General features: G+C 39.0%; 24 protein-coding genes. 14 read left to right on the top strand and 10 right to left on the bottom strand.

Annotated elements, in window-relative coordinates; translation table 11 throughout:
- Complete coding sequence (locus R3X28_RS06955; protein WP_317663557.1) at nt 1–912, top strand: metallophosphatase; 912 nt, start codon at nt 1–3, stop codon at nt 910–912.
- A 5-nt stretch (nt 913–917) separates the two neighbouring features.
- On the opposite strand, the gene R3X28_RS06950 is transcribed toward R3X28_RS06955, so the two are convergent.
- The 5 genes from R3X28_RS06950 to R3X28_RS06930 form a co-directional block, all read right to left on the bottom strand.
- A complete protein-coding gene (locus R3X28_RS06950; RefSeq protein WP_317663555.1) occupies nt 918–1,217 on the bottom strand; it encodes a hypothetical protein in 300 nt (99 codons plus the stop codon).
- Nucleotides 1,217–2,452, bottom strand: coding sequence for a cation:proton antiporter (locus R3X28_RS06945; RefSeq protein ID WP_154369431.1), 1,236 nt, complete (start codon nt 2,450–2,452; stop codon nt 1,217–1,219). Before R3X28_RS06945 ends, R3X28_RS06950 begins: the two co-directional genes overlap by 1 nt.
- A gap of 61 nt (nt 2,453–2,513) precedes the next feature.
- Entirely contained in the window at nt 2,514–4,511 is a 1,998-nt protein-coding gene (ligA, locus tag R3X28_RS06940) for an NAD-dependent DNA ligase LigA (protein WP_282055103.1), read from the bottom strand.
- Between the two features lie 46 nt (nt 4,512–4,557).
- Nucleotides 4,558–5,406: a peptide chain release factor N(5)-glutamine methyltransferase gene (gene prmC, locus R3X28_RS06935; RefSeq protein ID WP_317663550.1), complete on the bottom strand. Its 849-nt coding sequence runs from the start codon at nt 5,404–5,406 to the stop codon at nt 4,558–4,560.
- Between the two features lie 3 nt (nt 5,407–5,409).
- On the bottom strand, nt 5,410–5,910 hold the full coding sequence (locus R3X28_RS06930) for a GNAT family N-acetyltransferase (RefSeq protein WP_317663549.1): 501 nt from the start codon (nt 5,908–5,910) through the stop codon (nt 5,410–5,412).
- Nucleotides 5,911–5,969: 59 nt separating this feature from the next.
- Here R3X28_RS06930 and R3X28_RS06925 point away from each other — a divergent pair, with 59 nt between their 5' ends.
- From R3X28_RS06925 to R3X28_RS06905, 5 genes are read left to right on the top strand one after another with little or no spacing between them, the layout of a single operon-like run.
- Nucleotides 5,970–6,431: an LEA type 2 family protein gene (locus tag R3X28_RS06925; protein WP_317663547.1), complete on the top strand. Its 462-nt coding sequence runs from the start codon at nt 5,970–5,972 to the stop codon at nt 6,429–6,431.
- Between the two features lie 21 nt (nt 6,432–6,452).
- A complete protein-coding gene (ribD, locus tag R3X28_RS06920; RefSeq protein WP_317663545.1) occupies nt 6,453–7,484 on the top strand; it encodes a bifunctional diaminohydroxyphosphoribosylaminopyrimidine deaminase/5-amino-6-(5-phosphoribosylamino)uracil reductase RibD in 1,032 nt (343 codons plus the stop codon).
- Complete coding sequence (locus tag R3X28_RS06915; protein ID WP_317663543.1) at nt 7,477–8,079, top strand: HAD family phosphatase; 603 nt, start codon at nt 7,477–7,479, stop codon at nt 8,077–8,079. Before ribD ends, R3X28_RS06915 begins: the two co-directional genes overlap by 8 nt.
- The gene (locus tag R3X28_RS06910; protein WP_317663541.1) at nt 8,080–8,943 is read left to right on the top strand and encodes a GRP family sugar transporter; all 864 of its coding nucleotides are present in this window, start codon (nt 8,080–8,082) and stop codon (nt 8,941–8,943) included.
- Entirely contained in the window at nt 8,943–9,557 is a 615-nt protein-coding gene (locus R3X28_RS06905) for an IMPACT family protein (RefSeq protein ID WP_154369444.1), read from the top strand. The genes R3X28_RS06910 and R3X28_RS06905 overlap by 1 nt, the downstream gene beginning before the upstream one ends.
- Here the strand turns inward: R3X28_RS06905 and R3X28_RS06900 are convergent.
- A complete protein-coding gene (locus R3X28_RS06900; protein WP_154369446.1) occupies nt 9,554–9,952 on the bottom strand; it encodes an acyl-CoA thioesterase in 399 nt (132 codons plus the stop codon). The genes R3X28_RS06905 and R3X28_RS06900 overlap by 4 nt on opposite strands.
- Before the next feature lie 205 nt (nt 9,953–10,157).
- Between R3X28_RS06900 and dnaA the strand changes: the two genes are divergently transcribed.
- From dnaA to R3X28_RS06885, 3 genes are read left to right on the top strand one after another with little or no spacing between them, the layout of a single operon-like run.
- Complete coding sequence (gene dnaA / locus R3X28_RS06895; RefSeq protein WP_154369448.1) at nt 10,158–11,582, top strand: chromosomal replication initiator protein DnaA; 1,425 nt, start codon at nt 10,158–10,160, stop codon at nt 11,580–11,582.
- 8 nt (nt 11,583–11,590) lie between these two features.
- Complete coding sequence (locus R3X28_RS06890) at nt 11,591–12,046, top strand: low molecular weight protein-tyrosine-phosphatase (RefSeq protein ID WP_317663536.1); 456 nt, start codon at nt 11,591–11,593, stop codon at nt 12,044–12,046.
- 6 nt (nt 12,047–12,052) lie between these two features.
- On the top strand, nt 12,053–12,775 hold the full coding sequence (locus R3X28_RS06885) for an SAM-dependent methyltransferase (protein WP_317663534.1): 723 nt from the start codon (nt 12,053–12,055) through the stop codon (nt 12,773–12,775).
- Between the two features lie 57 nt (nt 12,776–12,832).
- On the opposite strand, the gene R3X28_RS06880 is transcribed toward R3X28_RS06885, so the two are convergent.
- The 4 genes from R3X28_RS06880 to dapF form a co-directional block, all read right to left on the bottom strand.
- Nucleotides 12,833–13,462 (bottom strand): hypothetical protein, encoded by a 630-nt coding sequence (locus tag R3X28_RS06880; RefSeq protein WP_317663532.1) that lies wholly within the window; start codon nt 13,460–13,462, stop codon nt 12,833–12,835.
- A gap of 147 nt (nt 13,463–13,609) precedes the next feature.
- Nucleotides 13,610–14,653 (bottom strand): endolytic transglycosylase MltG, encoded by a 1,044-nt coding sequence (mltG, locus tag R3X28_RS06875; protein WP_154369454.1) that lies wholly within the window; start codon nt 14,651–14,653, stop codon nt 13,610–13,612.
- Nucleotides 14,653–15,174 (bottom strand): GNAT family N-acetyltransferase, encoded by a 522-nt coding sequence (locus R3X28_RS06870; protein ID WP_154369456.1) that lies wholly within the window; start codon nt 15,172–15,174, stop codon nt 14,653–14,655. Before R3X28_RS06870 ends, mltG begins: the two co-directional genes overlap by 1 nt.
- Complete coding sequence (gene dapF / locus R3X28_RS06865) at nt 15,168–15,956, bottom strand: diaminopimelate epimerase (RefSeq protein ID WP_154369458.1); 789 nt, start codon at nt 15,954–15,956, stop codon at nt 15,168–15,170. Before dapF ends, R3X28_RS06870 begins: the two co-directional genes overlap by 7 nt.
- 133 nt (nt 15,957–16,089) lie before the next feature.
- Here dapF and R3X28_RS06860 point away from each other — a divergent pair, with 133 nt between their 5' ends.
- The 5 genes from R3X28_RS06860 (at nt 16,090) to trmD (ending at nt 21,014) form a co-directional block, all read left to right on the top strand.
- Nucleotides 16,090–17,484: a S1C family serine protease gene (locus R3X28_RS06860; protein ID WP_154369460.1), complete on the top strand. Its 1,395-nt coding sequence runs from the start codon at nt 16,090–16,092 to the stop codon at nt 17,482–17,484.
- A gap of 128 nt (nt 17,485–17,612) precedes the next feature.
- Nucleotides 17,613–19,061, top strand: a complete 1,449-nt coding sequence (locus R3X28_RS06855) for a glyceraldehyde-3-phosphate dehydrogenase (RefSeq protein WP_154369462.1) — start codon at nt 17,613–17,615, stop codon at nt 19,059–19,061.
- A 146-nt stretch (nt 19,062–19,207) separates the two neighbouring features.
- A complete protein-coding gene (locus R3X28_RS06850; protein ID WP_154369464.1) occupies nt 19,208–19,834 on the top strand; it encodes a tRNA (guanine-N1)-methyltransferase in 627 nt (208 codons plus the stop codon).
- A gap of 69 nt (nt 19,835–19,903) precedes the next feature.
- Nucleotides 19,904–20,314 carry a GNAT family N-acetyltransferase gene (locus R3X28_RS06845; protein WP_246200222.1) on the top strand — a complete coding sequence of 137 codons (411 nt, stop codon included), beginning with the start codon at nt 19,904–19,906 and terminating at the stop codon, nt 20,312–20,314.
- Between the two features lie 19 nt (nt 20,315–20,333).
- Nucleotides 20,334–21,014 carry a tRNA (guanosine(37)-N1)-methyltransferase TrmD gene (trmD, locus tag R3X28_RS06840; RefSeq protein ID WP_154369468.1) on the top strand — a complete coding sequence of 227 codons (681 nt, stop codon included), beginning with the start codon at nt 20,334–20,336 and terminating at the stop codon, nt 21,012–21,014.
- Nucleotides 21,015–21,016: the final 2 nt, after the last annotated feature.

The following is a 21,016-nucleotide window of genomic DNA, read 5'->3' as shown; positions in this document are numbered from 1 at the left end:
ATGGATAGAAGAAATTTTATTAGTAAGACATCAGCTGGTTCGGCATTTGTTGGCTTAGGGGGACTTTCCTTGAACTCCTGCATGGGGGCGACCAATAAGCATATTACCATACTACATACCAACGATGTGCACAGTCATATCGATACGTTCCCTAAAAGCCACACAAGCTTTCCTAACTTAGGTGGAGTCGCAAGAAGGGCATCGTTAGTTGAAGCTATCAGAAAAGAAAATCCGAATACCCTATTACTTGACGCCGGTGATATTTTTCAAGGCACTCCCTATTTTAATTTTTATGGAGGTGAACTGGAATTTAAACTAATGAGCAAACTCAAATATGATGCGGCAACTATTGGAAACCATGACTTTGACAATGGTATAGACGGACTCTTTGCCCAAATGCCCCATGCCACTTTTGAATTACTATCGGCCAACTACGACTTTAGTAATACGGTCATGAACGGTCATGTTAAACCTTATAACACGTATTTGGTGAACGGACTAAAAGTTGGAATATACGGCATCGGCATTGAGCTTGCCGGACTGGTAACTAAAAAACTTTATAAGGAAACCAGATACCTTGATCCGTTTGAAATTGCGACCGATATAGAAACCCAGTTAAAAACGGAGGAAAAATGCGATTTGATCATTTGTCTTTCGCATTTAGGCTATCATTATAAAAGTGAACAAAAACCCGACGATTTAAAACTTGCAGCAAAATCAAAATACACTGATCTTATTATTGGCGGACATACCCATACTTTTCTAGATAAACCCACTGTGACCAAAAATGCCTTAGGTAATAACATCTTGGTCAATCAAGTAGGATGTTTTGGTATAAATCTAGGCCGAATAGACTTCTATTTTGATAATGATAAGAATAGTAAGGCCGATGGTACCCGTATCATTATATAAAGTTCCTAAGCCGAAAGGATACAATCAACTATTTCTTTAAACTCATCTTTAAGCGTTATCGTTGGGAAGGGTTTATTAGCCTTTGCATACCAATAAGCCGCATTGAAATTATCGCCTTCTTTTCGATGCAGATAGGCATGGATCCAACTACCTAGGTCATCATGGATGTCCTGGGCCAAATCATGGGATATTTCCCAATTTCCTTTGGCATCATACCACAAAGATTTTAGTGCATCCGGCCAATATTCTGCTGGCAATCCACCCTCTAATGATTCAATAAAACCACTATAATCCCTTGGCACCATTACGTTAGTTTTTTAACCAACTTGCCAACGGTAAGTCCTTGAACGATAATGGAAAAAACCACAACCACATAGGTTATTACCAAAAACAAATCGCGATGCATATCTTGGGTAAGTCCCAATGCAAGAGCTATTGAAATTCCACCCCTTAATCCACCCCAAGTCATTATGATATTGGTATTGGGGACAAAATCCAGCTTTTCCTTAAAAAAGTTAATGGGGAGCAACAAGGACAAGTATCTGCAAATAAGTATAATGGGAATAGACAACAATCCGGCGATAACATAATCGAGCTCAAAGGCCAAAACCAACATCTCCATCCCTATCAAAACGAACAATAAGGTATTCAAGAGAATATCTACCAGCTCCCAGAACTTATCTACATAAGTTTCGGTAATCTCGGACATGGCACTATCTCGCATCGTATCGTTCCCTACCATTAATCCGGCAGTCACCATGGCCAGTGGAGCCGAAAGGTGAAGATTTTGTGCTATTACCGTGCCCACCATTACGGTAGCCAATGTTATAATAACCTCAATATCATAATCATCTATTGACTTCATTAAGCGATAGGTAATCCAACCTAAAAGTAACCCAAGTACAACCCCACCAATAACCTCAACCCCAAAAAGTTCTAACACATCCAATGCGGAAACTGTAGCACTACCGGAAGAAGCGAACTGGAAAATGGTCAAAAAGACCACTACACCAACCCCGTCATTGAACAAGGACTCCCCTACGATTTTGGTTTCTAATTTTTTCGGAGCTCCCGCCTGTTTTAAAATACCCAAAACAGCAATTGGGTCTGTTGGGGAAATCAATGCCCCGAACAATAGACAATAAACATAGCCTACATCCATATTGAATAACATCAACAAATAATAGACCGCCGTACCCACCAAAAATGTAGACACCAATACTCCAAGCGTTGAAAACACCAAAATAGGCCATCGCTGCACCTTCAATTGTTGAAAATTCGTATGTAAAGCCCCAGCAAAGAGTAAAAAACTCAGCATAATATCTAACAGCAACGTCTTAAAGTCGATTTGGGTAATAATATATTTCTCAGCATTTAACAAGGTGTCATCAAAGTAACTTAACGCAAATACCCCCAACGTGAAAAATATGGTTATCACCATTAAACCGATGGTATTGGGCAATTTTAAAAAGCGCACATTGATAAAACCAAAGGCCGCGGATAGAAAAACCAGTATAGTGGTAATCAAAAAATAATTCATGGTCAGTATTTTAATTTGAAAAAAGGACTTTATTAGGATTGTATATATTATTTAACCTCACTTATTTTACCATCCCCAGAAAATCCTGCTCGGATATTATAGGAACACCCAAACTCTCGGCTTTGGTTCTTTTACTTGGCCCCATTTTATCACCGGCCACCAAAAACGAGGTTTTAGATGATATGGAGGAACCTACCTTGCCCCCATTATCCTCAATCATCTTTTTTAGGTCATTTCTACTAATGGTCTCAAAAACCCCCGAAACCACAAAGATTTTTCCTTTTAGTAATTCTGTCTGGTTCAACAACTTATCGGCTGATATTTCAAATTGTAGTCCATAACTCCTTAACCGTGAAATGATTTCCAAATTTCTCTCGTTTTGGAAAAAATCGACCACACTTTGGGCAATACGCTCGCCAATTTCATCAACAGCCATTAAACTTTCAACCGAAGCGGCCATTAAAGCATCAATATTTTTAAAGGCTTTTGCCAACTTTTTAGCCACCGTCTCTCCCACGAATCGAATACCCAAGGCAAACAAAACACGTTCAAAAGGAATATTGACCGATTCGGCCACCCCTTTCACCAAATTCTCTGCAGATTTATCGGCCATACGTTCCAAAGGCATTACCTGCTCTTTGGTTAAAACATAGAGGTCGGCATAATTTCGAATTAGGCCTTCCTTAAAAAGCAACTCTACGGTTTCAGCTCCAAGACCTTCAATATCCATGGCCTTACGGGAAATGAAATGCTGTATACGCCCTGTGATTTGGGTAGGGCAACCATAAAAATTGGTACAATAGTGCTTGGCATCCCCTTCTGTACGCACCAATTCGGTTCCACATTCAGGACAATGGGTAATATAATGTGTGGGTTTTGAATCGGCTGGCCTTAAAGATAGATCGACCCCAACGATTTTTGGAATGATCTCTCCCCCTTTTTCTACAAATACAGTATCCCCTTCCCGTATATCCAACTTTTCAATTTGGTCGGCATTATGCAAGGAGGCCCTTTTCACGGTCGTTCCGGCCAATAATACAGGCTCAAGATTCGCCACAGGGGTAATGGCCCCAGTACGCCCCACCTGATAGGTAATTTCCTTTAAAATTGTTGAAACCTGTTCAGCCTTAAACTTATAGGCCATGGCCCAGCGTGGCGATTTAGCGGTATACCCCAATTCCTCTTGGTGTTGAACACTATTCACTTTTACCACAACACCATCGGTCTCATAAGGTAGGCTGTGCCGTTTAACATCCCAAGCATCAATAAAGGCCATTACCTCTTCGGTACTTTTGCACAATTGAGCAATAGAAGGTACTTTAAAACCCCATTCCCTAGCCTTTTTCAACATTTCATATTGGGACGTTATGCCCGTATTTTCCCCTACGATACCATAGAGTAGACAATCCAAAGGACGCTGCGCTACCATAGCACTATCTTGCAATTTTAGGCTGCCCGAGGCCGTATTACGTGGATTCATATAAGGGTCTTCCCCTGCAGCAATGCGCTCCTCGTTCATTTTAGCAAAACCATCCAATGGAAGAATAATCTCACCACGGATATCGAACTTGGGAGGGTAATCCCCCTTAAGTTGTAAAGGAACAGAACGAATGGTCTTAATATTAGTGGTCACATCATCGCCCTGGAACCCATCACCCCGAGTAACCGCTTTTACCAGTTTTCCTTCTTCATAGGTAAGATTAATGGAAGCACCGTCATATTTCAACTCACAGGTAAATTCTACCTCCGCATCTCCTAGTATTCGCTGAATTCGTTTCTCCCAATCTTCCAGATCTTCCTTGGAGTACGAGTTGTCCAAGGAATACATTCGCTGTTCATGAACAACGGTATTGAAATTCTTTGTTATTCCTCCCCCAACACGTAATGTTGGCGACGAAGGATCGTAAAACTCCGGATGCTTGCCCTCCAATTCTTGAAGCTCCTTCAGCTTCATATCAAACTCAAAATCCGTAATCGTAGGATTATCAAGGACATAATAATTGTAGTTATGTTCTCTCAATTCCTGGCGTAGCGCCTCAATTTTCTCCTTAGTGTTCATTTATAATTGACCTTTATAAATCTTTTTGTGTAAGACCCATTGTTATCTATTCGATTTTCCCCTTTACCATCCTATCATTTCCAAATATATCTTTTCTAAGTTCAATATTGGAAAAACCGTTTTCCAAAAGAGCTTTTGTTTCCTCTCCCAGATATTGGTTTATTTCAAAATACAAAGAACCACCTTTGTTTAAATTTGATTTTGCAAAGTCCGTTATTCTTCGATAAAAAACCAGTGGATCATCATCAGAAACGAACAACGCGATCCCAGGTTCATTATCTATTACGTTTGGCTTCATCAATTTCTTCTCCAACATCCTAACATAAGGAGGATTGGAGACTATAATATCGAAATTTTCTTTTAGGGATTTCGTTGTAAGAATATCGGATTGAATACATTCTATTTCAACCTTATTGTTCCTTGCATTCAATTTAGCTGTTTCTAAAGCTTTATTGGAAATATCCAAAGCGAATACCTTTGCATTTTTAAAGGCTTTTGCCAGTGAAATGGCAATACACCCGCTACCTGTCCCTATATCCAAGATATTGAATGCCATATTTTGATCCGTATGTTCATCAATGATCCAACGAACCAATTCTTCAGTTTCAGGCCTAGGTATCAGCACGTCTTCATTGACCACAAAATCCATATCCATAAATTGGGCCGTACCTAAAATATATTGAATCGGTTTTTCCTTCCTTAATTGGGACAAAACCTCAAAGAGAGGTTGTTCCTCTTCCTTTGTCACTGTTATATCGGGCTCCAATGCCAATACAAAACGTTCTAACCCTAAAAAATGACCAATTGTAAGATAAAAAAAGCTATCTACCTCTTCTTTAGGATATAAGGCATCTAATTCTATATGGTAAATATTCTTGATTTCGCGTAACAACATAGTTCAAAGTTGTTTCAACATCCAAACCTGACACGAATAATGACCGGTATTCCCCATAGGGGCATCAATATATTCAAATCCCGACTTTTTATATAGCTTTTGGGCTTCCTTCATATAAGGCATAGTTTCCAAATAACATTTTTCAAAACCATATTGCCTCGCCTTATCCAAACATATTTTCATCATTTGGGACCCTAACCCCCTTCCTCTAGCCTCTTCCAAGAAGTACATCTTTTGCAGCTCACAAACGTTACCTTCGAAATTCTCTAATTGGGCAACACCCGCTGAGCCAATAAGCCTCCCATCTTCTTCAACAACGAAATAAGTAGCTTTGGGCACATCGTAATTTTCGAACATATGGTCCAATGCGGTATCCTCATAGGCGGTACCTACTTTTGGAACTCCCATTTCCACCAATACCTTTCTGATCAAAGAAGCTACCGCTTCATTATCTTTTTGCTCAATTTCCCGAATTTTAACAGTTACCCCCAATTGTTTACCCAATATATATTAATGTTCTATTTTAGCGGAGTGAAGATACATGAAATATAATTTTATAGGGAATGAAAAACGTATTTTTCATATTGGTTTTGGCCATTCTTGTACAAAGCTGTACGTTCGATAAAAAACCCGAGTATTTGGGAATCGACAACGTCTGGGTCGAAGAAGCCAGTTCTAACAACATTACCCTGAAGGCTGATGCCCATTTCAAAAATGAAAATGACCTGGGTGGCACTTTGCTTACGGATGAAATCAAGGTTTATATAGATAATATCTATATCGCCAGCGTATCTTCTGAAGCCTTTGACGTTCCTGCGAAGGATAATTTTATCGTACCTTTGACAGTTAGTTTCCCATTGTCAAAATTGTTCAAAGAAGGCAACCGGAATTTATTAGGAGCTATCTTAAACCAAGTTCTTAACAAGAAAATGAAAATCGACTTTAAGGGAAGTATAACATATAAACTTGCAGGATTTTCCTATGATTATCCTGTTGACCACAGTCAAGAAATAACGATTAAATAAATGTTGCCCGACTCAATGTTCATGAAGCGCGCCCTTCAATTGGCCAAAAATGGTTTAGGGGTTACCGCACCAAACCCCATGGTAGGTGCCGTGATAGTGCTGAACAATAGAATCATCGGTGAAGGTTATACAAGTGCATACGGAGGTCCACATGCCGAAGTCAACGCTATAAATTCTGTTAAAAACAAATCAGATTTAATAAAAGCCACCTTATACGTTACATTGGAACCCTGTTCCCATTACGGAAAGACCCCACCTTGTGCCGATTTGATTATAAAGCACAACATACCCAATGTGGTAATAGGGACAATGGACCCCCACGATAAGGTCAAGGGGAAAGGTATTGCACGTCTTAAAAATGCAGGTTGTAATGTTACCATTGGATTTCTTGAGGAAGCCTGCCTGGAACACCATAAACGCTTTATTTCATTTCAACAAAAAAAACGACCATATATCATCTTAAAATGGGCGGAAACCATGGATGGATTTATTGCTCCCTTAGCCCCTAAGAAAGATGAGGAACCAAAACCTTATTGGATTTCGAACACATTTTCAAGACAACTTGTACATAAATGGCGTAGTGAAGAGCAGGCCATCTTAGTGGGTACCAATACCGTTCTTGAAGATAATCCTAAACTGAATGTTCGGGATTGGACCGGTAAATCCCCTATTCGGTTGATCATAGATAGGAACTTAAAAATACAGGGCAACTACCACATTTATGATAAAAGTGTAAAAACCATCATCTTTACCGAAGTGGAAGATGCTTCAAAACAATTTGCGGATATTGATTTCGAAACCATTGATTTTTCTAAAAACGTTCCCGAGCAAATTTGCCGAACTTTACACAAGAAAAATATAATTAGTATCCTAATAGAAGGTGGTACCCGAACCCTTCAATCTTTCATTGACAGTAATTTATGGGACGAAGCCAGGATATTCACAGGTCAAAATACATTCGGCGAAGGCCTTAAGGCTCCCAAAAGCAATGGCAAGCTACATGAGACATTAAAAATTGATTCTGATTTATTAAATATATATAGGAATGATTAAAAACATCATTTTCGACTTCGGCGATGTTTTCATAAATCTTGATAAGGAAATTGTATTTCGTGAAATGCAAAAATATGAAAACCCTGAACTTACCCCTAAGCTCTTGGAAGTTAGCAATGCCTATGAAATAGGCGCCATTACAACAGATGCTTTCGTGAAAGAACTGAACATTGCGTTTCCCAAAGCATCGGCAGAAGAAATTATTTCGGTGTGGAACGGTATGATCTTGGACTTCCCAGATCACCGATTGGAGTTTTTGGAACAATTGACCAAAGAAAATACATATCGGCTTTTTTTACTTAGCAATACCAATGCATTACATATAGCTCACGTAATGGAGAGTATGGGCGAACAAAAATACAATCGCTTTAAGAAGTGCTTTGAGCAATTTTACCTATCACACGAAATAGCCTTAAGGAAACCAAATACTGATATTTATGAGTTTGTGCTGAAAGAAAACGACCTAAACGCCATCGAGACCCTTTTTGTAGATGACACTAGTGAAAATACCGAAGCGGCCAACAAATTAGGTATAAAAACATGGAATCTTTTGGTCGGTAAAGAAGATGTTACCCAATTAAAATCAAAGTTTTAGATGTTTGACCTTGCCCTGAGCGTCCTTTGTTCCAGCCTGATCTTCGTGATTTTTAAACTTTATGACGTATATAAGGTAGAAACTTTGTTTGCCATAATCACAAATTACGTGGTTGCCTGCTCAGTTGGGTTATATTTCTATTCCGGTGAAATAAAACCAACCGAAATCGCCGAACAACCATGGTTCCTAGGAACCCTAGTGCTTGGTGTACTTTTTATCGTTGTCTTTAATCTAATGGCAAGAACATCTCAGGCTGTTGGTGTTTCCGTGGCCTCGGTAGCCACTAAAATGTCCTTAGTGATTCCCGTTATTTTCGGGGTACTTGTGTATAAAGAAACCCTAGGTCCAATAAAAATCCTAGGTATTGTACTGGCTTTAGCGGCTGTATATTTTGCATCCATAAAAAAGAAAGAGGTCAATTTCAAACGATCCTCATTGATTTTGCCCTTATTGGTTTTTCTAGGCTCTGGAATTATCGATACGAGTATAAAATACGTCCAAGAAGCACATATACAGGAAAATGAGTTCCCTCTTTTTTCAGCAACGGTTTTTGCTGCGGCTACCATTGTAGGTATTTTCATTATCATCTATAAAATTTTTAAAGCCCCGTTGAAGGTGAATTTCAAGAATATAATAGGAGGAATCGCCTTGGGGATTCCCAACTATTTTTCAATATATTATCTACTCCGGGCATTGCAGAACCCAACATTGAACAGTGCATCTGTCTTTACGATCAATAATGTTGCCATTGTAATGTTATCTACCCTCCTAGGTATTGTTCTGTTTAAGGAACAAATCAGCTTTAAAAATTGGGGAGGCATTGCCTTGGCCATAATCAGTATAATCTTGGTTGCCGTATTCTAATGGAAAATACCGATAGTTACAAAACCCTGTCCGCCCCATCCGAAGAAATACTCTTTAAGGAAAAAAAGAGCAAATTTTTCGGTTATGCTTATCCCATAAAATCTGAAGACGAGGTTAAACCATTGATAGAAAAATTAAAAAAACAACACCACACGGCCAACCATGTATGTTATGCATGGCAATTGGGGATAAATAATGCTCATTACAGGGCAAATGACGATGGCGAACCCAACAATTCGGCCGGAATGCCCATTTACGGACAAATTCAGTCCTTTGGTGTAACCAATGTTTTAGTGGCCGTCGCACGTATATTCGGTGGTACTAAACTAGGTGTTGGCGGCTTGATCAGTGCTTACAAAACGGCAGCCCAAATGGCCCTTGAAGTATCCCCGATTGTAACACGTATTCAAAAGGCCCATTTTAAAGTCCATTTCGGTTATGAATCCATGGACAAGGTCATGCGGATAATTAAACAAAACAATCTTGATATCGTTTCCCAAAAATTGGAAATGGAGTGCGATCTAGAGATTACCTCACCGAAAAGTCATACCGAAATGGTCATGCAGTTGTTCAAAGAAAACCATATGGTATCAATTCAGCTAAAGGAGGATTAAAACCCCATCTTCTGAAGTATGTCGGCAGGGCATCTCATGGGCTTGTTTTTTTTGGCATCCATAAAAGCAAGTACCGTTTTTGCATCAGCTAATAATTCACCTTCACCATTATAGATTTCATAGTCGAATTCGATCCTGACCATAGGCTTTTTCCGTAAGAAGGTACGTACGAACAAAAGGTCGTCGTAGTATGCCGATTTTTTATAGTTTATAGATATGGACACAACAGGAAGGATAATACCGCTATCCTCCATGGATTTGTACGAAACCCCTAAGGAACGAAGCCATTCGATTCTTCCCATCTCCAAGTATTGCGGGTAATTGCCGTGATGAACAATTCCCATCTGATCAGTTTCACAGTAACGTACCCTAAAAGAAATTTCATTATAATCCATAAAAATCCAACTAAAAATTATATATTTATGAGCTTGCGTTTTGCGAACCCAACATGCGAAAAAAAAAGGGTAAATTCAACCCTAATTGATTTTTTTTTTAGGATTTTTGTTCACATATTTGCGAGACCTAAATTACACTTGCATTCCTATTGAGCCGGTGCTATTTATGCTTAAAAACTAACCATAAACAAGAGATTTTTTTATAATGAGTGTTACTGCTAATTCCGTTTGGAACAATTGTCTGGCTTTTATCAAGGATAATATCCAACCGCAGGCATTCAAAACTTGGTTTGAACCCATAAAACCTGTAAAACTTTCAGAGAATGCACTGAGCATTCAGGTACCCAGTAAATTTTTCTACGAATGGCTAGAAGAGCACTATGTAAAGCTCTTAAAAGTAGCACTGACGAAAGAGTTGGGCGAAACCGCAAAGTTGGTCTACATTATACGTATGGAGAACACCTATGGTAACCGTGAACCCTTTACAGAGAAAATACCAAGTGCGAATCGTGGAAACATGGGCCCTCAGGAAATGGATGTCCCCATTAAATCGAAAAACCCAGAACTTAGGAACCCCTTTGTTATTCCAGGTATTCGCAATATTAAAATAGAATCACAATTAAATCCTAATTATAATTTCGATAATTTCCTAGAAGGGGATTCTAACCGCTTGGCCCGTTCTGCGGGGATGGCTGTGGCAAACAAACCTGGAGGAACCTCTTTTAACCCCCTATTGGTTTTCGGGGGCGTTGGCCTAGGAAAGACCCACTTGGCACATGCCATAGGTGTAGAGATTAAGGACAAATATCCTGATCGTACGGTTTTGTATATCTCTGCCGAAAAATTTACCCAACAGTATATTGAATCGGTAAAAAAGAATACCCGTAACGATTTTATCCACTTTTATCAGTTGATAGATGTTTTGATCATAGACGATGTTCAGTTCTTATCAGGAAAATCGGGTACCCAAGATGTATTCTTCCATATATTCAACCATTTACACCAAAATGGGAAACAAGTGATCCTTACTTCGGACAAGGCACCTGTAGATATGCAGGATATTGAACAACGATTGCTGTCTAGGTTCAAATGGGGGTTATCCGCAGAATTACAAAGTCCTGATTACGAAACAAGGATTTCTATCTTGAAAAACAAATTATATCGTGATGGTGTTGAGATGCCGGAAGATATTATCGACTATGTAGCCAAACATATCAAAACCAATATTCGTGAACTGGAAGGTGCCATTATTTCCTTAATAGCACAATCTTCGTTCAACAAGAAAGAGGTTACTTTGGAATTGGCCCAACAAGTAGTTGAAAAATTTGTGAAGAACACGAAACGGGAAGTATCTATCGACTACATTCAGAAAGTGGTATCTGACTATTTTGAGATGGATGTTGCCACCCTTCAATCCAAAACAAGGAAAAGACACATTGTGCAAGCAAGACAATTGGCTATGTTCTTCGCCAAAAAGTTCACCAAGGCTTCATTGGCCAGTATTGGCTCCCAAATAGGAAAAAGAGATCACGCAACGGTTTTACATGCCTGTAAAACAGTAGACAACCTTGCAGAAACAGACAAACAGTTTCGTAAGTATATAGAAGATTTAACGAAGAAACTTTCATAACACATTTAATGGCTACAAAGGTTTTAATGGTCTGCCTTGGAAACATCTGTAGGTCACCATTGGCCGAAGGTATTCTCCAAGACAAGGTAAACAGTGATGAAGTTCAGGTAGATTCGGCGGGTACGGGGGGTTATCACATCGGCAGTAAGCCCGACAGTAGAAGTATTTCCGTTGGCCTTAAATACAATATCGACATTAGCCATCAAAGATGTCGTCAATTTTCAGCGGACGATTTTGAAGTGTTCGATTTGATCTATGTGATGGACAAAAGCAATTACAGGAATGTCATAGCACTTGCCCAAAATGAAGGACATAAGCAAAAAGTAAAGCTACTGCTCGATGAAATCAAAGCGCAACCGAACGAAGTTCCCGACCCTTATTATGATGATAACGGTTTTGAACATGTTTTTCATCTTATTGATGAAGCCTGTACGATTATAGCAGATAAATTGAAAAATAAGTAACCGCCTATGGAAAGTAGCGACAAACCCAAAGGAAAACTCTATTTGATACCTACTACATTGGGTGATAATGAGCCATTGGAAGTTCTGCCCATTTCAATAAAAAGGGTCATAGAAGCTGTTGATCATTATATTGTTGAGAATGAAAAGTCCGCAAGACATTTCATAAAGAAAATTTATCCACGAAAATCGCAACCGAGCCTAAAAATAGAAGTACTGAACAAATATACCGAACCGGAAACCCTCCCCTCTTTTTTACAACCATGCCTTGAGGGAATGGATGTTGGGGTTATTTCCGAAGCCGGTTGCCCAGGTATTGCCGATCCCGGTGCCGATGTTGTACGTATAGCCCATCAAAAAAACATACAAGTTGTACCATTGGTAGGGCCTTCCTCTATCGTTTTAGCCTTAATGGCAAGTGGCCTGAACGGGCAGAATTTTGCCTTTAACGGTTATTTGCCCATAGATGCGGCCTTACGTAAGAAAGCAATAAAATCCTTAGAAAGGAAATCGATGGACAGTAGGCAATCACAGCTTTTCATCGAAACCCCTTATAGAAACGACAAATTGTTCAAGGAATTAATCAAAACCTTGGCAAAAAGTACTAAACTATGTATTGCCTGCGATATTACCTTAGCTACGGAGTTCATTCTAACGCAAAGTATTTCCGAATGGCAGAATTCTTCGGTAGACCTAAATAAGAGGCCTGCTATTTTTATCATTCAAGGCTAAAAAAATAAACCCCGACGTTTCCGTCGGGGCCTACCATTTTCATATTAAAATAAAACTTTACACTTTCGGGTTACGTCTTGGCATTACCAATGAAATATCGTAACCTGAGAATTTTCTCAAATAATTCACAATAGTAGAACCGTAGGCATCCTTGAAATTGATTTTTCCATATGAACGTAAATATTTCATTACATTTCCCGGTCCTGCTAAGTGAGCTGCAGCCAACATTCCAGATTCGGTGATCTCAACGCCTTTGATACTTGTACCAACGTATTTCTTAATATCCCTACGCATGATCCACTTATTGCGTGCAATATTGGTTTCAAATGCCTTTTCCTGCAATTTAGGATCATTAAGAAATACCGAAGAGTTGTAAACACCCATTAACTCCAAGGTGTTTATACCAAACTGGTATTTTCCCAAATACCCTAAGGTATTTGTCGCAAAATAATTCCCTGACGATTCTTTGAACGCCAAGGCTTCTTTAAAACCATGAAACGTACTACCTAAAAAAGGTGGTGTTACCATGGCGGGTGCCAAAACAGTTTTGTTTTTGGGAAACAAAACTTCAGTAGGTTCATCGACTTTTAAAGTTCTCGGTACTGTCGTATCTAAAGACAAACCACTAAAACTTACAAAAACCAATAGCATGATAAGAGAACTAAAAAAGAATATACATCTTCTCATATCTCTATTTTCTTAAGACTTACAACCAAAAAAGGGTTTGCTTAAATTTCACGCTGCAAAGATATGGCGGTTACAAGGGTATGATCAGAAGGCTTTGTTAAAAATGTCATTTATTAGTTAACAAGTCCTTAAATTTCGATTATTTACCTATCTATTAATGTTTTGACTATTAATCCATCGGACGTACTGCGCTTTATTTCGGTTGTGTTGCGCAAGTGTTTTTGCGAATTTATGATATCCGAAGTTTTCCACATTGGCGACAAAATAATAATAACCGTGATTTTCCGGATTCAAAACAGCCTCTATTGCAGAAATATCGGGCATGGTAATCGGTCCTGGTGGAATACCTGCATATTTATAGGTATTGTACGGGGAATCTATCTCCAGGTCTTTGTACAAAACCCTTTTTATTATCGTATCAAAGTTTCCTGTATGCTTTTTTAAAGCGAATATTACCGTAGGATCCGCCTGTAGTTTTATATTCTTCCGGATTCTGTTTAAATATACGCCGGCCACCCTAGGACGTTCATCAACCTTGGCCGTTTCTTTATGTACTATAGACGCCAGGGAAACTACTTCATTCGGTGTGAGCCCTAAAGCTTTCGCCTTGCCCCTTCTTTCCTCATTCCAAAATCGGTTGTATTCTTTTAACATACGATCCCTGAATTTTTCGGCAGAGGTATTCCAGAAAAATTCATAACTATTGGGAATGAACATGGCTATCCTATTATCACCATTGAAACCGTTGGCCGAATAAAATTCCGAATCCCCCAAAACTTTTAGCAATGCAAGGCTATCCGGTTCAATCTGGGAAGATATCCGCCCGGCCAAATCTGCCAATGTCTCTTGATTATTGAACGATACCTTCACCGGAATGTTCTTACTCCTTAATGAATTTACGATATCATTGTTACCCATCCCCTTCTTAATACTGTATTTTCCTCCTTTGATGTTTGAGGCATAACCTTTGCGTTCGGCAATCTGGACAAACGACCCCGTATCTTTGAGTAATGGAGACAATAACAGACTAACATCCTGAATATTCGCCCCAGTAGGTATGTAAACGAAGGCTTCTTCATTATTGAAATCGGTATTCGGTGAAAATACCGCATCATACACCTTATAAGCAAAAAAACCACCGATAACCAATCCCAATAAGACCAATAACAATAAAATCCTCTTAATATACATTACGCCTTAATCTTTTGTAGTAATATTTCGTTTTTGAACATACCGTTAGAAAAAATCCAATCTTTTTTTATGCCAACTTCAACAAATCCCAGTTTCTTGAACAGATAAAGGCTGGCAGCATTTTCCTCCAAAACATTGGCATATAACTGTCGAAGCCCCAAAACCTGAAAAACGTAATCGGTCAAAAGGGAGACAGCTTCAGTACCAATTCCTTTATTTCTTTCTTTATCATCCAAGACCACTATCCCTACTCCTACTCTTTTATTCTGTGGATCAAAATCGAATAAATCAATTAGTCCCACCACCTTATTTTCTTTAACAATACATAATCGCAACTGCTTTACATCATAGATATCCCGATGGGCATTATCTAAATAAAGTTTCAAGACATGCTTGGAATACGGTGTTGTGGTTCCGCTGATTTCCCAAAGATCGGTATTATTCTCCAACTCATAAAGAAAGTCAAGATCCGTAGGTTCAAGTGCCCTTAAACGAATATGTTCCCCTTGCAAGTTTACCATTTAACCTCACCTTTAAAAACTTGTGTTGCCGGACCTTTTAGATGTACGTTCGAATACCCTTTAGCATCAACAGAGAACCGAACCTGCAGCTTACCGCCTTGGGCCTCGATATTTACAATGTCTGATGAAACCCTACCCGACTTATGCATTGCAATAGCTACTGCCGTTACTCCAGTGCCACAAGAAAGGGTCTCGTCCTCAACCCCTCGTTCATAGGTTCTCACAGCAAAAGCACCATTGTCTAAAGGTTCTACGAAATTGATATTACTACCTTTTTCACCATAGAGCCCATACCTCAACTTTGAGCCTTCTTTAAAAACGTCAAGGTCTTGTATTTCGCTGACTAATTGCACATGATGGGGAGAGCCCGTATTAAGGAAGTAATAATTGGGTTTTATTTTAATTTCAGTTACATCACCCATTTTAAGTTCCACGATATCACCTTCTATGGTAGCGGAGTGCGCTCCATCTACAGCATTGAATTTGGTTTCTGAGGAAAAAATGCCCAGAAAATTCGCGAAAGCCACCAAACAGCGCCCCCCATTACCACACATTGAACCTTCGTTCCCGTCTGCATTGTAATAAACCATTTTAAAATCCAAAGTAGGATCATTCTCCAAAAGGATGAGTCCATCGGCACCTATTCCGAACCTTCTGTCACAAAGCTTGGCAACCAATTCAGTGTCGTTTTTAGGAAAGCTATCCGTACGATTGTCAACCATGACAAAATCATTTCCTGTTCCCTGATATTTATAAAAAGTAAGTGCTGTATTTATTTCCATGCCCCAAATATAGCGTAATTTTAAGGGTTTATTGGCAGTTAAAAAGTAGTTAAACTCCAAATGGAGAATATCAAATTCTATTAATTTTACAATGAATTTATATAATAGTGTATTAACAAAATATTATTTAAGTATGAAGAAAATAGGGAGTTCATTCGTTATTGCACTTTTTGCAGGGGCGATTACATTAGGCGCTTACAAACTATTTTTCGAAAGAACGAATTATGCAGTTGTGACCGATGATAATTCATCATCCATAATCAATTCCAGCTACTCACCGACCTCTGCAAAAGGCGCAGGCATCAATGAAGTTGATTTTACTTCGGCAGCAGAGACCACCGTAAATGCAGTAGTACACGTAAAAAATGTAACGATCAGCAGGGGACCATCTAGTTTAATGGAGTTTTTCTACGGATACGAAGGCAACCAAAAAGCACAGATAGGAACGGGATCCGGTGTTATTATATCGCCAGACGGACACATAGTGACCAATAATCATGTAATTAAAGGGGCCAGTCAATTACAAGTGACCTTGAATAACAATAAAACATACGACGCGGAATTGGTCGGTACTGATCCAAATTCTGATATCGCTTTATTAAAAATAGACGCGAAAAGACCTTTGCCGTATTTAGCTTTTGGGGATTCTGACCATGTAAAGGTAGGTGAATGGGTATTGGCCGTTGGCAACCCCTTTAATCTAACCTCTACAGTAACAGCTGGTATAGTGAGTGCAAAGGCACGAGCGCTAATGAACAATAACCAATCGTTCATACAGACCGATGCAGCGGTGAATCCAGGAAACAGTGGTGGGGCTTTGGTAAACACCAACGGCGACCTAATCGGAATCAATACTGCTATTTCTTCGCAAACAGGATCATACGTAGGTTATTCTTTTGCGGTTCCCAGCAATATTGCAAAGAAAGTCATTGATGATATTATGGAATTCGGAAGTGTTCAAAAAGGCGTTTTAGGCATAAAAACAGTTTCGATAAACACCCCTTATGCCATTGAAAAAGGAATAAATGAAATTGATGGTGTTTATATCGAGGACATTGAAGAAGAATCCGGCGCGGATGAAGCAGATCTAAAGGCAGGGGATATAATCAAAGCCATCGATGAAATCGAAGTACATAAATTTGCCGATTTAACCGGTTACCTTTCAACCAAAAGACCAGGTGACGAATTGAATGTAACCATTGATCGTGAAGGGGAACAATTGACGCTACCGGTTACTATCAAGGAAAGACAAACCTTATTCGTTCCCGTAATGGGACTTGAGGTAAAAAACCTGACCGAGAAGGACCAGAAAGCCTTCAAGACCAAAAAAGGGGTTAAAATAGTCGGGGTACCTGAAACCTATCGTGGTTACGGTCTAGACGGAAAAGTACTTCTTTCTGTGGATAACGAGGAAATAAACGATATACAAGAAGCCAAGACACTTTTTGGCCGTATTTCCAGATATGGAAAAACAAGTATAACCATGATCAACAAAAAAGGGGAAAAAGAACGGCTTATCTTCCAGTAAACCCAATATTTTTCTAAAAAACAAGACACCCTGACCAAAGTCAGGGTGTTTTTTTTGATACGAAGTTGAGTAACTATAACGTTTGAAATATATATTTTTGGAAAAACTAGAACTCAACTTAACAAATTATGTCAAACACAAAATCATACGAAAAAGAACTGGCCTTCCAGGCCGATCGTAGAAAAGCAACCACCGAATTCATAAAAATCACCAGTGACTTATGGTACGACAAAGCTATTGAAGTTGTTTTGTTCAAAAACCAGATTATTGACAGAAGTGTAAGCGATATCATTCACTTACATGAATATGCCGGTGAATTTGTACAGAAACCGATTTCCATTTTCGATTCCATTGAAATATTAAGGGCCATAAAGGATATTAAACTTCCGCCAGCAAAGTTGGATATTGGTAAATTAACCTATGAATATCATTCTGAAGACAATAACTATAATGATATTAAGGCCTTTGTCTTCGGCAAATTAAAAAATGCCCAAAGTGCAAAAGAAATACAACCCAAGGATGTTGTTCTATATGGTTTTGGTCGTATTGGTAGGTTATTGGCCCGTGAATTAATGGCCAAAACCGGAAAGGGCAACCAATTACGACTAAGAGCCATCGTTACCCGCGGTAGCATTTCTAAAGATATCCTTGAAAAAAGAGCGAACTTACTACGTACCGATTCAGTACATGGCAGGTTTTTAGGAACTGTGGAGATTGACGCCAAAAATAGTGCCTTGATTATCAATGGCACTACGGTACATATAATAAGTGCCAATCAACCAGAAGATGTTGATTATAGCATATATGGCATTAACAACGCACTTATGATAGACAACTCCGGAGCTTTCAGAAACAAAGAACAATTATCCCGACATTTAAAATCCAAAGGTATTTCCAAGGTATTGCTGACAGCTCCTGGAAAAGAAGTACCCAATATAGTCCATGGCGTTAACCATTTGGAATATGACCCGGACAATAACGATATATTCTCCGCAGCATCCTGTACCACCAATGCCATTACCCCGATTCTAAAGGTGGTCGAAGATTCGTTGGGAATAAAAAAAGGACATTTAGAAACCATACACGCCTATACGAATGACCAAAATCTGGTAGACAACATGCACGGTAAATATAGAAGAGGCCGCGCAGCTGCCTTGAATATGGTCATAACAGAAACAGGGGCCGGGGTAGCTGTTGCCAAGGCATTACCCTCCTTAGATGGAAAATTAACATCGAATGCCATTCGTGTTCCCGTGCCCAATGGATCATTGGCCATTTTAAATCTGGATATTAAAAACAGTACCTCACTGGAAGGGCTGAACACCATCTTAAAGAAATATGCCCTTGAAGGTGATCTTGTAGAACAAATAAAATTCTCACTCAGTAAGGAAATGGTTTCTTCTGACATTGTGGGGACGTCCGCACCATCTATCTATGACAGCAAAGCGACCATTGTTTCTGAAAACGGTAAAAATATCGTGCTTTATATTTGGTATGACAATGAATATGGTTATTCCCATCAAGTGATACGTTTGGCCAAGTATATTGCCAAGGTGCGTAGATTTACCTATTATTAAACTTTACGTATAAAAGATACAATTAAAAAGGAACCGTACCGTTCATTAGGTATAAGTAGCATATGATCAATTTTCTTTCTAAATTGATAATATTGAAGTACTTTAGTTCCCTCTAAATCATTTACTAAAACTAGAACTCTTTTAAAATGAAAGGTTTACTAAAAACACTACTTCTTTTATTGGCTTTATTTTCATTTAACCTACATAATGCCCAAGAAGAAACGACAACAACTGAAGAATTATCCCTGGACAAAGGTACCATAGATAGCCAGTTCGATTATATCTATACGAAATCGGGCAATTATAGGGCTGATGGAAAACGATATGAGGTAGTCAGGATCATATCACTGGATAAATTACGCAAGAACGTATTGGATTCACTAAGTGCTGCCAGTAAAAAGGCCGCAGAACTCAATGCCACTATTTCGGGCCATGAAGTAACCATTTCCTCTTTGAACAAAAAATTGGAGGAAACAACCAATAGTTTGGCCTCTGTAACTGAGGAAAAGGACAGTATGTCGTTTTTCGGCATACTTGTTTCCAAAGGCACTTACAATTTCATTCTTTGGACGATTATCGGGTGCCTTCTCTTGTTCTTCCTTCTTTTTGTATACAAGTTCAGAAGAAGCAATATACTGACTCAAGAAGCCAAAACCGCTCTTTCAGAGCTCGAAATCGAATATGAGGATCATAGACGAAGGGCCTTGGAAAGGGAACAAAAAATAAGTAGACAACTGCAAGATGAGATAAATAAGTATAAAAAATCAAAATAATCAAAGCTCCTAACGGAGCTTTTTTTTGCAAGAGGTATGATGCGGATTGAAAAAGCAACTTTAAAGGATATGGAACAAATAATTCCCTTATTCGACCAATATCGCATATTCTATAAACAAGAAAGTGACATAAATGGTGCAAAGGAATATTTAACAAAACGTCTCCGAAAGAATGAGTCTGTTATTTTTCTTGCATATCATAAAAATAAGCCTGTAGCCTTTACGCAACTCTATCCCATGTTTTCCTCAGTCTCAATGCAGCCTTTTTTTGTCTTGAACGATTTATTCGTGCTTAATGACTTTAGAAATAGGCAAATCGGAGAAGCCCTGTTGAACAGAGCCAAGGAATTCTGTATGGCAGAAGGTGCAAAAGGCCTGGCCCTTGAGACGGCCATCGATAACCCCGCACAGAAATTATATGAAAAACTGGGCTGGAAGAAAGACATTGATTGTTTTCATTACTTTTGGACCCCAGAATAAATCAGATTTACCATCTCACATGCGTATAGATATCATTACCGTATTACCAGAATTATTGAAGAGTCCGTTTGAAGCTTCCATTTTAAAGCGAGCCATTGAGAAAGGCTTGGTAGAAGTTCACATGCATAATTTACGTGACTATACCGATAAAAGTTACAACCAGGTTGATGATTATCAATTTGGTGGCGGTGCAGGAATGGTATTAATGATTGAACCCATAGACAAATGCATCTCTGCCTTAAAAGCAGAGCGGGATTATGATGAAATCATTTATATGACCCCTGATGGGGAAACTTTAAACCAGAAAACCGCCAACACATTGTCTTTAGTTGAAAATATCATCATTCTATGCGGTCATTACAAAGGAGTGGACCAAAGGGTTCGGGATGCCTTTATCACCAAAGAAATCTCTATTGGGGATTATGTGCTTTCCGGTGGTGAATTGGCAGCTGCCATCGTATGTGATAGCGTTATTCGTCTTATTCCCGGCGTACTCAGTAATGAGACTTCCGCACTCACCGATACCTTTCAGGACAATTTGCTTGCACCTCCCGTTTACACACGACCATCAGAATACAAAGGACTAAAAGTCCCCGAAGTTCTCCTTAGCGGCAATTTTCCTAAAATCGAGGAATGGCGGGAAAATGAAGCTTACAATAGAACAAAAAGATTACGACCAGACCTTCTAAAAGATCAATAAAC

Source organism: Maribacter sp. TH_r10, assembly GCF_033101095.1.
In the GTDB taxonomy this organism is placed as follows: domain Bacteria; phylum Bacteroidota; class Bacteroidia; order Flavobacteriales; family Flavobacteriaceae; genus Maribacter_A; species Maribacter_A luteus.
This window is presented reverse-complemented; position numbering and strand designations above follow the sequence as displayed.